This window comes from Banduia mediterranea, from assembly GCF_031846245.1.
Taxonomy (GTDB): Bacteria; Pseudomonadota; Gammaproteobacteria; order Nevskiales; family Nevskiaceae; genus Banduia; species Banduia mediterranea.
In genome coordinates this window covers 1-13,211 of sequence record NZ_JAVRIC010000042.1, presented here as the reverse complement: position 1 = coordinate 13,211, position 13,211 = coordinate 1, and the positions used below count along the sequence as shown (strand labels likewise).

The 13,211-nt window shown below is 66.6% G+C and carries 13 protein-coding genes; 1 reads left to right on the top strand and 12 read right to left on the bottom strand.

What is annotated here, in order from left to right:
- Positions 1-389: 389 nt before the first annotated feature.
- The 10 genes from RM530_RS17995 to truD all read right to left on the bottom strand — a co-directional run bounded on the left by RM530_RS17995 (position 390) and on the right by truD (position 10,104).
- Complete coding sequence (locus tag RM530_RS17995; RefSeq protein ID WP_311366648.1) at positions 390-764, bottom strand: hypothetical protein; 375 nt, start codon at positions 762-764, stop codon at positions 390-392.
- Between the two features lie 53 nt (positions 765-817).
- The gene (locus RM530_RS17990) at positions 818-2,593 is read right to left on the bottom strand and encodes a BatD family protein (protein WP_311366649.1); all 1,776 of its coding nucleotides are present in this window, start codon (positions 2,591-2,593) and stop codon (positions 818-820) included.
- Entirely contained in the window at positions 2,593-3,564 is a 972-nt protein-coding gene (locus RM530_RS17985) for a tetratricopeptide repeat protein (protein WP_311366647.1), read from the bottom strand. The genes RM530_RS17990 and RM530_RS17985 overlap by 1 nt, the downstream gene beginning before the upstream one ends.
- Positions 3,564-4,568 carry a vWA domain-containing protein gene (locus RM530_RS17980; RefSeq protein ID WP_311366646.1) on the bottom strand — a complete coding sequence of 335 codons (1,005 nt, stop codon included), beginning with the start codon at positions 4,566-4,568 and terminating at the stop codon, positions 3,564-3,566. The genes RM530_RS17985 and RM530_RS17980 overlap by 1 nt, the downstream gene beginning before the upstream one ends.
- Positions 4,565-5,530: a VWA domain-containing protein gene (locus RM530_RS17975; RefSeq protein ID WP_311366645.1), complete on the bottom strand. Its 966-nt coding sequence runs from the start codon at positions 5,528-5,530 to the stop codon at positions 4,565-4,567. The genes RM530_RS17980 and RM530_RS17975 overlap by 4 nt, the downstream gene beginning before the upstream one ends.
- Positions 5,527-5,985 carry a DUF4381 domain-containing protein gene (locus RM530_RS17970; protein ID WP_311366644.1) on the bottom strand — a complete coding sequence of 153 codons (459 nt, stop codon included), beginning with the start codon at positions 5,983-5,985 and terminating at the stop codon, positions 5,527-5,529. Before RM530_RS17970 ends, RM530_RS17975 begins: the two co-directional genes overlap by 4 nt.
- The gene (locus RM530_RS17965) at positions 5,982-6,881 is read right to left on the bottom strand and encodes a DUF58 domain-containing protein (RefSeq protein ID WP_311366643.1); all 900 of its coding nucleotides are present in this window, start codon (positions 6,879-6,881) and stop codon (positions 5,982-5,984) included. Before RM530_RS17965 ends, RM530_RS17970 begins: the two co-directional genes overlap by 4 nt.
- A complete protein-coding gene (locus tag RM530_RS17960) occupies positions 6,881-7,885 on the bottom strand; it encodes an AAA family ATPase (protein ID WP_311366642.1) in 1,005 nt (334 codons plus the stop codon). Before RM530_RS17960 ends, RM530_RS17965 begins: the two co-directional genes overlap by 1 nt.
- Positions 7,886-8,034: 149 nt before the next feature.
- Entirely contained in the window at positions 8,035-8,970 is a 936-nt protein-coding gene (locus tag RM530_RS17955) for a DUF808 domain-containing protein (protein WP_311366641.1), read from the bottom strand.
- Positions 8,971-9,093: 123 nt separating this feature from the next.
- A complete protein-coding gene (gene truD / locus RM530_RS17950) occupies positions 9,094-10,104 on the bottom strand; it encodes a tRNA pseudouridine(13) synthase TruD (RefSeq protein WP_311366640.1) in 1,011 nt (336 codons plus the stop codon).
- Positions 10,105-10,224: 120 nt separating this feature from the next.
- Between truD and RM530_RS17945 the strand changes: the two genes are divergently transcribed.
- A complete protein-coding gene (locus tag RM530_RS17945; RefSeq protein ID WP_311366639.1) occupies positions 10,225-10,998 on the top strand; it encodes a glutathione S-transferase N-terminal domain-containing protein in 774 nt (257 codons plus the stop codon).
- A gap of 18 nt (positions 10,999-11,016) precedes the next feature.
- Here the strand turns inward: RM530_RS17945 and RM530_RS17940 are convergent, their stop codons facing one another.
- Positions 11,017-11,370, bottom strand: a complete 354-nt coding sequence (locus RM530_RS17940) for a hypothetical protein (RefSeq protein ID WP_311366638.1) — start codon at positions 11,368-11,370, stop codon at positions 11,017-11,019.
- Positions 11,370-12,740, bottom strand: coding sequence for a nucleotide 5'-monophosphate nucleosidase PpnN (ppnN, locus tag RM530_RS17935; RefSeq protein ID WP_311366637.1), 1,371 nt, complete (start codon positions 12,738-12,740; stop codon positions 11,370-11,372). The genes RM530_RS17940 and ppnN overlap by 1 nt, the downstream gene beginning before the upstream one ends.
- Between the last annotated feature and the right edge of the window lie 471 nt (positions 12,741-13,211).

Here is a 13,211-nt window from a genome sequence, read left to right as displayed (position 1 = left end):
GTCGGCCAGCAGCGTGGTGTCGACCGACCACCTCTTGTGCGGCAAACTCGATGTTCGCCACTTGGACCTGTTGCCGAAGAACCGCCTTCCGGAGCGTCGTACCAGCGCAGCAAGACTGCCGGCATCCATCATCACTTCGACTTGCGACTGCTCCTCGAAGCCGACCCAGGTCACGAACGGCGCTCCGCGGGCGCGCTGGCTGCGGGTGCAATGACAGTGCGCCACTCACTTGGACGGCAGCCTCGCCACGAACCGCACCGCTCCGCAGAGGTAGCTTGCGTGTGATAGCGGCGGTTCCTTCATCCTCGTGACTCCTTCGCGACGAGGAATATCGTACCCGCCAGATCCGACGAATGCGCGTCATCGAAAAAGCGCTTGCTGCCCGGCAATCACTCCGCCGAAGCGCGCGCCTTGAACGCCTTGATCTGCGCATTGAACCGCTCGGCCAGCGCCTCTTCATAGGCAACGATCTCATTGACCTGGCCCGCATAGCGCTCGTGGATCTCCTGTGCTTCGTCCTTGTCGAGGGAATCGGCTCGATCGACCAACACCGCACGCTCCTGCGCATTGAGGCAGTCGACGAAGGCCTTGACCTTGCTGTCATAGGTCTTGAAGGCGGCTTGCGCCTCCACCATTTCGGCTTGCGTGGCCGTGCTGCCATCAGGAATCACAACGGTCGGGTCCGGCTTGATGCATTCGGCCCGAGCGATGCTGCTGCCAAACACGAACAAGGCTGCGGCAATCATGCATGTTCTGGTTTTCATGGCTCTCCTGTCTTGGGCCTTTGGCCCGCATCTTAATTCATCACTCTTGGAACTCAGGGATACAGCGCCGCCAGTTGCGTCTTCGAGACTCCAGCTGCCGATGGTGACTCATCGGGCAGCGCCTTCAAGGCGCTGTCGAGCGCCGCACCCTGCCAGCTCGCACCGGCATAGACCGCACGATCCAATGCCTGCAACAACTGCTTTTGCTGCGGATTGTCGAGCCGTAGCGCCAGCGCGTTGAGACCGGCCGGCGGGTTCTGTGGCCAGTGCGCCCGCGCCCAGACCAGCAGGTGGCGGCGCGCGGCCGGTGCGTCATTGGCGCGGCAGGCTTCGCGAAACGCCTTGCGCGCAGCGCTGGCATCCGGTTGACTCGCAGACTCCGACAACACCGGCGACGGCGCGGACCGCTGGGTGCGGCTGCGCAAATACCAGGCGCCGAGGGTAAGCAGCCACAGGGCGGCGAACAGCAGGCTGAGCCAGAACCAGAGGCCGCTGGCTGCGGGCGACGGTGTCGACAGGACGGCGTCGTCGCTCCGTGACTGCCTTGGCGCGGCTTGGTCTGCATTCCCGGTGGCCTGCTGCGGCAGCGGGGCCGAAGCTTCGGGCGTACCGGGAATCGCGCCGACCGCCGGCAGAATCTCCAGCGTACGCTCGGGCAGCACGACTTCGCGCAATTCGTCGCGCGTGATGTCCCACCATTTCAGGCGAAGCTCGGGCAGGGTGTAGCGTCCGGGTCGGCTGGCGATGATCGCCACAACCTGCTCACGCCGGCCCACCAGGGTGTCGCTCTGAAGATCATTGGCCGTCTGCGCCTGATCCGGATAGGCCTTGAGCCCATCGGGCAGCGTCATCAGCTGAGCCAGGTCCGGTAATTGTTCGGCGATCAGTCCTTCCGCGCTGAGCCGCAGGTGGCGGGTGATCGGCTCGCCTACATGCACGCGTGCGCCTTCCGGTCGCCATTGCTCTTCGAAACTGAGATTGCGCGCCGGCAGCCAGGTGGCGCCGGCCGCGGCGGCGGGTCGCGGCCGTACGTCCAGCGTGATCGGCTCGCTGCGGGAACGGATCGGGCGCGAAGCACCCATCATGCTGCTCAGCGGCGAATTGCCGAACAGACTATCGAAGGCGCTGCCACGGCTGCGGTCCGAAATCTGCGCATCCAGCACCACGCCGTCGAGTTGCAGCGTCCCGCTGCGCTGCGGGAAGATCAGGTAGCGGCGCGTGATGACCTGATACTCGCGCCCGTCCCGCGTCTCGCGTGACTGCTGGTCTTCACCCAGGGTCTGCACCAACAAGTCATCACTCTGGGGCAGATCGAGGCTGGCCTGATACAGCGGCTGGTCGGTATGGACCTGGACCGTGAGCACCACGGCGGACTGAACGTAGGGCTGTGTCTTGTCGACCGTGGCGGTCACGAATACCGGCGCGGCCTGCGCTCCAGACGCCGCGGCCTTGCCGGACGAGCCGCTGCCCACATTCAGCGTCAGTGCCTGGGTGCGTTCGCCATCCCATTCCAGCGGCGGCACCACAAGCTTGCCGCTGCGCCTAGGCGACAGCGTGATGCGCAGCTGCACCTGTGCCGAGAAGTCGCCATTGCTGAACTGCATGCTGGAGCCGCGACTGGTGCCCAGCACTTCGAAATCCTGCTGCAGCGGCGACAGGTCCGGATCCTTGCTGGTACGCCCCTCGTGCTGCAACAGCAACTGCACGGTCTCGCCAGGGCCGACGCTGACGCGTTCGAGCCGCGCCGAGATCTCGGCCATCGCCGGCAGACTGAAACCCACGACCACCAACAGGCACAGAACGCAGGAAAACTTGCGGATCAGGCTCATCACGGTTGCTGCTGCTCCTGCTGTTTCAGCATGTGCTCGATCAGGAACTTGCGACGCAACAAACCGCCCGGGTCTTCGGGGATGCGTCGCAGCCACTGATCCTGCGCCAGTTGCGCCTCGCTCTCGGGCGTACCGGTCTCACCCATCAGCGGCGGGCCCTCGGACTCCGCAGCGGCGTCGTCGGCGGGCTCCTGCGGCACCGCGGCCTGGGCCTGCTCGGCGGCCGTTTCCTCATTGGGCCCATCATCGTTCTGCGCTTGTTCCACTGCGGCCTGCGCATCACGCTGCGCCTGCTCCGCGTCCTCGGCCGCCGCCTGGCTGTTGGCGCCGGACGAATCCTGAGCGCTTTGCGCAGCGCCGCTTTCGGATTCCGAGTCCTGTCCGGCTTGCGGATCGGAAGCCTTGTCGCCGGACTCCGAGCCGTCCTGTGCGGCTTGCTGATCCTGTCCGCCTTGCTGCGAATCGCCCTGTTCGCCCGATTCGCTCTGACCGTCACCGGATTGATCCTGCTGCTTCGACTGATCCTGGGACTCACCGTCCGGCTGTTGCTGGTTCTGATCCTGTTGCTGCTGCTGTTGTTGCAGCGCCTGGTTGACGAGATCGCGATTGCGCTTCGCGTCGGCATTGTCGGGGTCGCGCTGCAGCGCGGCCTCGTAGGCATCCAGCGCCGCCTGAAGATCGCCTGCATGCGCCAATGCGTTCCCGCGGTTGTAGTGCGCGTCAGCGTCGTCGAATTCGGCGTATGTGTGCGCTGCGGCCTCGTAATTGCCGGCCTGCAACTCCGCGTAGGCCTTGCGTCGCGGGTCGCTGAAGGTTCCGGCAGCGGCAGCGGCATCACCCTGTTGCAACAAGGCCTCGCCGCGCTGATCCGCGTTGCGCCACAGCGAAGTCCACACATCATTCGCCTGAGCGTCGAACGCCAGTGCCGCGCTCAGCAGGAGCGCCAGTTTCCAAGCCCTGCGCCAGCGCATCACAACCATCCCCTGCGACCGAACAAGGCCGCCAGCACCAGCAGCACCGGCAACAGCCAGATTCCGGCATCGCGCCATTTGGACAGCGTCATGTCCGTGGCCGCACCGCCACGTACCGGCGATTGCTGATCCGCCAGTTCGGCGGTGAGATCCGCCAGTCCGGACAAGGGGCGGTAGCGGCCACCGGCGGCGGTGGCGAGTCCCTGCAGCGCCTCGGGATCGAATCGTGCGAGCGCCGTATTGCCCTGCGCGTCACGTACGAAGCCACCGCTGCCACCCGGCAAGGGCGCACCGCCCGGCGTGCCGACACCGAGCACGCTGAGCTTCACACCTTTGGCGCGCAACCGGCTGGCGGACGCAAAGGCCGCAGCCGGGTCGGCGTAACCGTCGCTGATCACGATCACGCGCTGCTCGCTGGCGGCGGCGCCGGCCAGCAATTCGGCAGCGCGGTCCAGCGCGGGCGCCAACTGATCACCGCGCGTCGGCATGATCGCCGGCTCCAGCGGCGACAGCAGCGATCGCACGGTGGCCACGTCCGAGGTCAGGGGCGTGACGGTATAGGCCTCTTCGCTGAACACCACCAGGCCCACGCGCGCGTCATGCGCAGCGGCCAGCACGTCGTCGACGGCGTAGCGGGCGCGCGTAACACGGTCCGGGCTGAGATCGGCAACCGTCATCGACGGCGACAGGTCCAGAATCACGATCCACGCCGCCGATCCACGAAACGCCGGACTCGATTCCTGTTCCCAGGCAGGGCCGGCCAGCGCCAGCACGGCCAGCGTCCATAGCAGCGCCAGCAAGGGCCAGGGCGACAGGCCGCCACGCGTCGCCGCCCCCTCCAGCTGAAGGCCGGCAAGCAGTTCCGGATCGATCAGTCTCGACCAGTCGCCATCACGCCCACGACGCCGCGCCAGCCACAGGCTCAAGCCCCACAGCAGCGGCAAGGCCAGCAGCCAGGCCGGTCTCAGGAAATGGAAGTCCTGAAGCATCGGCGCCAGGCTCATGTCGATGTCCGCCACAGCACGGCCGGCAGGCTCAGCAGCAAGGCCAGCGCCAGCGGCCAGATGAACCATTCAGTGGTGGGCCGGTACCACTGGTCTCGGCCGGTGGCCGGTTCGAGTTCGTCGATCCGCGCATAGACGTCCTGCAGGGCATTGGCATCGGTGGCACGGAAATATTCGCCGCCGGTGATTTGGGCGATATGTTGCAGGGTGTTCTCGTCGAGATCGCTGTTGCCGCGTGCCAGGCCGAACAGCCCGCCGCCGGACTGCGCACCCACACCGATCGTATAGACCTTCAGGCCGGCGTCGGCGGCCAGCTTGGCCGCGTTGAGCGGCGGCATCGCGCCGGCGTTGTTGCTGCCGTCGGTGAGCAGCACCAGCACGGTGTCGCCCTCGCCGCCGGTGGCCGGGTTGTCGCGCAAGCGTTTGATCGCCAGCCCGATGGCGTCGCCGATCGCGGTATTGGTGCCGGCCATGCCGATCATCGCCTGCTGCAGGAAGCGGCTCGCGGTATCGAGATCGGAGGTCAGCGGCGCCTGCAGATAGGGCTGCGTCGCAAACAGGATCAGGCCCACCTGATCGCCCTTGCGACCTTCGATGAACTGCCCGGCCACGGCCTGCACGACCTGCAGGCGGTTGTAGCCGCCGGCCATGTCCTGGGCCGCCATCGAGCGCGACACGTCCACCGCCAGCAGCAGGCGACGGCCCTCGGTCGGCACCGGCTGGGTCTCGCCCAGCCATTGCGGGCGCATCGCCGCCGCCACCAGCGACAACCACACCAGAGCCAGCAACAGCAGTCGCAGGCGTGGATTGCTGCGTGCCGCCAATGCCGGCGCGCCCGCCACCTGGGCGGCGAACGGCAGGAACAGGGCGGCGCCTTGCGGGCGCGAAGCCGGCAGCAGGCGCGACAGCAGCCAGGGCAGCGGCAGCAGCAGCAACATCCACGGCCAGGCCAAGTGAATCATGCCGGCCTTCCTTTCCTGACAAAGCCACGTGCGCCGCCGAACCAGGCGGCGCGATCGCCCTCGGCCTGTCCGCCATACGCGGCACACAGCAACTGGCGACCGGCCTCGTCTTTCCAGGCCGCGCCACCGTGGGCGACGACGAAGTCCAGCCAGGCCGCGCCACTGAGTCTGGCCACGCGGTCCCGCCCGAAGCGCGCCACGGCATAGCGGCGCGTCAGCGATTCCAGTTGTCGTGCCAGGGCCGCATCGTCGAGCCCGGCGCCGTCGAGCGCGCGCAGCTCCGCGAGCGCGGCGCGGCGCAGACGCCGCGACGGATGACGCCACCACGCCAACAAGGCGGTCAGCAATCCGAGTACGACGACCAGCAGCAGCCACCAGCCCGGGGCCGGCGGCCACCAACCGGCCGGCGGCGGTGCATGCGCCGGGGCGAGTTGTGCGAGCAGGCTCTCGTTCATGCCGCCCAGGCCGGCTCACGCAGCAACGGCGGCAGTACGTCTTCGATCGGATCGGCGGTATCGAGCCGCGTCAGCGGCAGACGCAGACGCCGCGCCAGATCGACCAGTTGCCGCTCACGCGCACGCCATGCCTCCGCCCAGGCGGCTTGGCTGGATTGTCCATCCATCCACCACAGGCGGCCCGGTACACCGACCCGGTAACGGCCGGCCGGCAGTCCATTGGCTTCCAGGGCATCGGTGATGCGCAGCAGGCGCACGTCGCTGCGCGCGGCGACCGGCGCCAGCGTGGCCTCGGCCTGCGCATCGAGCCCCGCGAAATCGCTGAGGATCAGGATCAGGCTGCCGGGCTGCACCAGCGGTTGCAGGGCGTCGAGGGCGGCGGACAGGGCACCCGGATTCGGCGCGGCGGGCGCGCGCGGCTGTTCTTCGACCAAAGCTTCGATCACCGGCAGCACGCCGGCCTGCCGGGCGCGCGGCGGCAGGATGCGCGGCTGGCCGCCAGTGCCGGCAAACACGGCGCCGAGCTTGTCGCCGCCGCCGACCGCGACCCAGGCCAGCAGGGCTGCGGCCCGGACCAGCAAGGCCGATTTGAGCTGGCGCCGACTGCCGAAGTACAGACCGGGATGCAGATCCGGCAGCAGCCACACCGGTCGCTCGCGTTCCTCGCGAAACAGCTTGGTGTGCGGGCGACCGCGCCGCGCCGTCACGCGCCAGTCGATGGTGCGGGCATCGTCGCCCGAGGTGTACAGGCGCACTTCCTCGAATTCCAGACCGCGGCCGCGCTGGGCGCTGCGATGGCCGCCCATCAGGCGCGCCAGCGCGGGCCGGTGCGCGTGCAGGCTGAGCCCCTGTGCCGCGCCGCGCAGCGCGACCAGTTCCGCGAGGTCCGGGTGCATCACGGCGCCGGCACGTGACCCAGCAGTTCCTCGATGCAGGCCTGGGCCGTGATCCCGCGCGCCTGCGCGGTGTAATCCAGCATCACACGATGACGCAGCGCGTCCGGAACGATCGCCTGCACATCCTCGGGGCTGACAAAGTCGCGGCCATCGAGCCAGGCCAGCGCGCGGGCGCCGCGTTCGATGGCAATGGCGGCGCGCGGACTCGCGCCCCAGCGCAGCCATTCGGCGAGCTGTGCGCTGTACGGCGCCGGATTGCGCGTGGCGTCCACCAGCGCGGCGATGTATTCGGCCACCGAATCGGCCAGCGTCAGCCCGAGAATCTCGCGCCGCGCCGCGAACACCTTCTCCTGCGACAGCAGGCTCTTGGGTGGCGGCAGTTCCTGGGCGGTCACCGCCTCGCGCCGCGACAGTTCCATGATGCGCAGCGTGGTCGCACGATCGGGATAGTCCACCAGCGTGTGCAGCATGAAGCGATCGAGCTGCGCCTCCGGCAGCGGATAGGTGCCTTCGTTCTCGATCGGGTTCTGCGTGGCCATCACCAGAAACAGGCGCGGCAGACGATAGGTGGCGTTGCCGACGCTGACCTGGTGTTCGGCCATGGCTTCGAGCAGTGCCGACTGCACCTTGGCCGGAGCGCGATTGACTTCGTCGGCGAGGATCAGGTTGTGGAACAGCGGCCCGTGCTGAAAGCAGAACAGACCTTCCTCCGGCCGGAAGATCTCGGACCCGGTGAGGTCCGCCGGCAGCATGTCCGGCGTGAACTGCACGCGCTGGAAATCCGCTTCCAGCCCATGCGCCAGCGCCTTGATCGCGCGCGTCTTGGCGAGCCCCGGCGGACCTTCAACCAATAGGTGCCCGTCCGCCAGCAAGGCGACGAGCAGACGTTCCACCAGCCCTTCCTGCCCGAGAATCTGCGTGTTGAGGTAGCTGCGTAAGGCCCCGAAGGCGTCGAGCGCACCGCCAGCGGCGGCCGGCGCGTCCAGCGTGCGGCTGTCTTCCATATTGGTTTTTTGATCCGATCTCGTTCGCGGGAGATGCCTGATAGAAATGCCAAATCCCGATTAGTTCCCCTGCGCCGCGAGGATGCAGGCGGCGCCCATGAGCCTATTGTGCACAGACAATGCGCGAGGCTGAACCCGAGCGGCGTGATTCAGTGCGCGCCGCGCCCCGGCCGCAGACGCTTCAGACCGCTGACCAGCAGCAGTACCAGCCCTCCGGCCACGATACCTGCGATGGCGTTGAGCAGCGTGGGCAGGAGTGCGCCGAACACTGCGCCGACGCCCGGCCAGGTGTTCACGGCCTCACCGGCACCCTCGACGAAATGATGCAGCACACCGACGCCGTGCGTGAGGATGCCGCCGCCCACCATGAACATCGCGGCGGTGCCGACCACCGACAGCGTCTTCATCATCCACGGTGCAAACGCGAGCAGTCCGCGACCTACCGCGCGCAAGCCGGGATTGGCCCGCGTGCTCAGATGCAGGCCGGCGTCGTCGAGCTTGACGATGCCGGCGACCAGACCATAGACGCCCGCCGTCATCACCAGCGCGATCAGCGCAAGCACCATCACCCGCGTCAGGAATTCGGATTCCGCGACGGTGCCGAGCGTGATCACGATGATCTCGGCGGACAGGATGAAATCGGTGCGTATCGCGCCCTTGATCTTGTCGCGCTCGTAGGCCACCAGATCGGTGGCCGGGTCGCGCAGGGCGCGTGACAGTTGCTTGCGGTCTTCGTCGTCCTGCGCATGCGGCAGGAATCGATGGGCCAGCTTTTCGAAACCTTCGAAGCACAGATAGGCGCCACCCAGCATCAGCAGCGGCGTGACCGCCCATGGCGCGGCAGCGCTGATCAGCAGCGCGGCCGGCACCAGTATCAGTTTGTTGCGCAGCGAACCCTTGGCCACCGCCCAGACCACCGGCAGCTCACGCTCCGCGCGCACGCCGCTGACCTGTTCGGCATTGAGCGCGAGATCGTCGCCGAGCACGCCGGTGGTCTTGTGCGCGGCCACCTTGGTCAGCGTTGCAACGTCGTCGAGCACGCTGGCGATGTCGTCGATCAGGGTCAGCAGGGAGGCGACGGCCATGAAGGTTTCAGCGGGTATGGGAAATGAGGACTGTAGCCTGACGGGAGCGGGATTGGCTCGGCAAGGTGTGGACTGGTTCCTTTGCGCCTTCGCGGCTTTGCGCGAACACGATCCAAACAGGATCTACGCGCCGCCCGCCAATTCCCGCATCACCACCGTCGCATACGTCCCCGGCGGCAGACGGAAACTGACTTCCAGCGCATCGCCGTCCAGCCAGCGCCAGCTCAGCTCGCGCGGGGTCAGCCGCGTCGGGCGACGATCCTGGTCGAGGCCTGCGGCTTCCAGGCCCTGCGTCAACGCCTCGTAGCCATCGGCGATGCTCTGCTCCAATTCGGCTGCTTCATCCACCGCGGGCAGCGCGCCGCGGCCCCACAGGGGCGCGGACGGGTGAATGTCACCCTCCGCCAGGCGCTGCGCCAGCAAATCGGTATAGGGTTCCGGGCCGAACCAGGATCGCGAACCGGCCAGGCTCCAGATTTCGCCCGCCAGCGCGCGGTCCCAGCGATCCATCTGCACGCGCTCGGCCAATACGGCGTTGAAGATCTGGGAACGCGCCGCCGAGATCAGCAGGGAACGCGTCTTCTTGTCCACGCGCTGGCCGGCGAACATCTTCTCGGCACGGGCGACATTGCCGCCGCTGCGGCCGAAGCGCTGTTCGCCGAAATAATTGGGTACGCCGCGCGCGGCGATGGCGGCCAGACAGGATTCGGCGGCATCGCGCTGGCCCTGCACCTCACGCAGCACCAGCACGAAGCGATTGCCGGCGAGTGCGCCGCGCTTGAGCTTGCGCCGATGCCGCGAAACCTCCAGCACCTGAACTTCCTCGTGCGGGAACGCCGACCAGTCGGGCTCGGCCTTGCCCGCCAGTTGCACCGAGAACGCCTGAGTGGTGACGGCGTGACGGTCCTTGAGTCCGGTGTAGCCGACTCCCACCGGCGAGACATCGGCGAAGCGCGCCAGCTCCCGTGCCACCCAGTCCGTGTTCGCGCCGCGCTTGCGCACGATCAACAACTGATGCTCACCCTCACCGTCGGCGCCGTAGCCGAGTTCCTCAACGACTTCGAAGTCCTCGGGCGCGTCCTTGATGCGGGCCTGTAACGGCGGACCGCCGTGTGCGTAAGGCAGTTCGTCCATCGTGCGGGAAACCTTCCAAGCCAGAGCGGGCGCGGATTGTCGCATCCACGACGGCTGCCCGGCAGACCCCGGCGGGCGGACTCTGATAGCGTGGTCGCAAATTGCCAGCAGGTCGATCCGATGCCGAATGCCGCAGAAGTCCTCCTCAATTCCCTCGGCAGCACCGCGCGCGGCTGGCGTGGCACGCGCGTGCTGACGCGCCAGTCCACGCAGCCGGACAAGCCGCTCAAGCTTTACGACATCGAAGCCTGCCCCTATTGCCGGCTGGTGCGGGAAGTGCTGACCGAGCTGGATCTCGACGTGATGATTCTGCCCTGCCCCAAGGGCGGCACACGCTATCGTGCCGAGGCGCAGGCGATCGGCGGCAAGCAGCAGTTTCCACTGCTGGTCGACGACAACACCGGCACGGTGATGTACGAATCGGCGGCGATCATCGACTACCTGGCCAAAACCTATCGCGGACGGTCGCGCGGTGCCAATCGCTGGTTGCGCCCGGTATCCGAGATGAGCTCCTCGCTGGCGTCTGCTTTCCGTCTGCGTCCCACCGGCATCAGCGGGATGCGCGTCCGCGCCTCGACGCCACCGGCCGGGCCGCTGGAACTGTTCAGCTTCGAATCGAGCCCGTACTCGATGGCCGTACGTGCCCGTCTGTGCGAACTGGAACTGCCCTATCTGCTGCGCAACACCGGCAAGGGCGGCTGGAAGGACATAGGACCGCCGAGCTTTCGCGACAAGCTGTTCAAGGGGCCGATGGACACGACCCGCAATCGCGCCTGGCTGGCCGAACACACCGGCCGCGTGCAGCTGCCCTATCTGATCGACCCGAACACCGGAACGCAGATGTACGAATCGGCGGACATCATTCGGTATCTGGACAAGACCTACGCGAACTGAGTTCGCGGAGCGGCCTGATCAGGGCGTGCAAGCCTGATCGCTATAGCCGTCGAGCGTATCCACACTGTCGAAGCCCAGCGATTCGGCCTTGTCGAGATCCTCGGCCCGAATCGCGAAGACGTTGATGCTGTCGGACGGCCGACCACAGACCATGCTGTGCATGCGGCCGTCACGCGCTTTCTGCGCGCACTGTACGGCGATGCCCTGATCGGTGAGCTGGCGCGCCATCACCGCAGCCTCTTCGCCCTTGCTCTGGCATTGCACGGCACCGTCGTGCTTGTAGACCTTGAGCATCGCGGCGGCACGGTCGGCACCAGACGGCGCCTGCCCGCAGGCCATCAGCAGCAGGCTCAGCACTACCATGTAACGCACTAGACCACGACCCGATAGCAGGGCTCGTAGCGCTTGCCCGGCAGCTTCATGCGGTGCTGCTGCACGAAAGCTTCGAGCAGGGTGTCCAGCGGCTGGAGGATCTCGGGGTCGCCGTGAATCTCGAACGGCCCGTGTTCCTGTATGGCCATGATCGTGTCGGACTTGACGTTGCCGGCGACGACGCCGGAAAACGCGCGACGCAGATTGGCGGCCAGCCGGTGCGGCGCCTGATCCCGGTGCAGATCGAGATCGCGCATCGCTTCGTGGGTGGGTTTGAACGGCTGCTGCAATTCGGTGGGAATCCTGAGTCGCCAATTGAAGTAGTAGGCGTCCTTGGTGCGGTTGCGGAACAGCCGCACGCCCTCGATTTCCTGCTCGACATGACGCGCCACGGCGATCGGATCGTCGATGAGCACCCGATAGCGCTTGCGCGCCTCGATTCCCAGGGTTCGCCCGATGAAGTCATCGATCTGCACAAAATAAGATGCTGCCGACGCCGGACCGGTGAAAATCAGCGGAAACGGGACTTCGGCATTGTCCGGATGCAGCAGGATGCCGAGGATGTAGAGAATCTCCTCGGCGGTGCCGACACCGCCCGGGAACACCACGATGCTGTGACCGATCCGCACGAAGGACTCGAGGCGCTTCTCGATATCGGGGCACACCACCAGTTCGTTGACGATCGGGTTGGGCGACTCCGCGGCAATGATGCCCGGCTCGGAAATCCCGATGTAGCGTCCGCCTTCGACACGCTGCTTGGCGTGCGCGATGGCCGCGCCCTTCATCGGCCCCTTCATGGCGCCGGGGCCGCAGCCGGTGCAGATGTCGAGCCCGCGCAGTCCGAACTGATAACCCACGCTCTTGGTGTAGTCGTATTCCTCGCGCGAGATCGAATGCCCGCCCCAGCACACCACCAGGCGCGGTTCGACGCGCGCACGCAGCACGTCGGCATTGCGCAGGATGTGGAACACCGCGTCGGTGAGGCCTTCGGAAGTGCTCAGATCGAAATACGGATTCTTCTGGATGTCGACGTCGACAAACAGGATGTCGCGCAGCACCGCGAACAGATGTTCGCGAATACCGCGAATCATCTTGCCGTCGACGAAGGCGATGGCCGGCGCAGCCTTGAGTTCCAGCTTGATGCCGCGCTCTTCCTCGACGATGCGGATGTCGAAATCCGGATAGCGCTCCAGCAACTCCTTGCCGTCGTCCATGTAGGCACCGCTGTTGAGCACGGCCAGCGCGCTGTTGCGGAACACCGGGTACAAACCGCTCTGGCTGGTATCGAGCAGCTTGGCCATTTCGGCCTTGGACAGAACACGCAGACGTCCTTCCGGGGACACCTTGGCGTCGACTACCTCGTAGTTCATCGAGTGCGAAATCCTTGTGGTGAAGGCTTGGACCGGTCGTAGCCATGGGCAGCGCCGACTCTTTTCGCAGGCATGATGGGGCAAGCCGCTGGCGTGGTCACGCCGGCGCCGCGACCGCCGCGTCGATCGTGACTGCTTCGCGGTAGCGCGCTGACCGCATCCACACCGAGCCCGGTATCCCCTAAATCAGGCGATACCTCACACCTGAATCCGTGGGCCGCCCCCTGTGGATCACAGCTTAACGCATTGAATGTGTTGTAAAATAGCAACCATCACTCATTCGCCCTATTGGCCCATGCCCCGCTTTGAAGTTCGTCAATCGGGTGGAGCCCTTGGTGGACGCGCGGATTCCCGTGCCTCAGGGCATGAAGACCTCGGATCTGGTGAAGTCGACGACGGCACTGCTGGCGCTGGGCAAGAGTGACTTCGAGGCGATCGAGCACTTCCGCAGCGACCGGTTCTTCAAGCGGA

Excerpts from the sequence above, each read along its gene's own strand:
- RM530_RS17995 (WP_311366648.1), bottom strand. The coding sequence starts at position 764 with ATGAAAACCAGAACATGCATGATTGCCGCAGCCTTGTTCGTGTTTGGC.
- RM530_RS17990 (WP_311366649.1), bottom strand. The coding sequence starts at position 2,593 with ATGAGCCTGATCCGCAAGTTTTCCTGCGTTCTGTGCCTGTTGGTGGTC.
- RM530_RS17985 (WP_311366647.1), bottom strand. The coding sequence starts at position 3,564 with ATGCGCTGGCGCAGGGCTTGGAAACTGGCGCTCCTGCTGAGCGCGGCA.
- RM530_RS17980 (WP_311366646.1), bottom strand. The coding sequence starts at position 4,568 with ATGAGCCTGGCGCCGATGCTTCAGGACTTCCATTTCCTGAGACCGGCC.
- RM530_RS17975 (WP_311366645.1), bottom strand. The coding sequence starts at position 5,530 with ATGATTCACTTGGCCTGGCCGTGGATGTTGCTGCTGCTGCCGCTGCCC.
- RM530_RS17970 (WP_311366644.1), bottom strand. The coding sequence starts at position 5,985 with ATGAACGAGAGCCTGCTCGCACAACTCGCCCCGGCGCATGCACCGCCG.
- RM530_RS17965 (WP_311366643.1), bottom strand. The coding sequence starts at position 6,881 with ATGCACCCGGACCTCGCGGAACTGGTCGCGCTGCGCGGCGCGGCACAG.
- RM530_RS17960 (WP_311366642.1), bottom strand. The coding sequence starts at position 7,885 with ATGGAAGACAGCCGCACGCTGGACGCGCCGGCCGCCGCTGGCGGTGCG.
- RM530_RS17955 (WP_311366641.1), bottom strand. The coding sequence starts at position 8,970 with ATGGCCGTCGCCTCCCTGCTGACCCTGATCGACGACATCGCCAGCGTG.
- truD (WP_311366640.1), bottom strand. The coding sequence starts at position 10,104 with ATGGACGAACTGCCTTACGCACACGGCGGTCCGCCGTTACAGGCCCGC.
- RM530_RS17945 (WP_311366639.1), top strand. The coding sequence starts at position 10,225 with ATGCCGAATGCCGCAGAAGTCCTCCTCAATTCCCTCGGCAGCACCGCG.
- ppnN (WP_311366637.1), bottom strand. The coding sequence starts at position 12,740 with ATGAACTACGAGGTAGTCGACGCCAAGGTGTCCCCGGAAGGACGTCTG.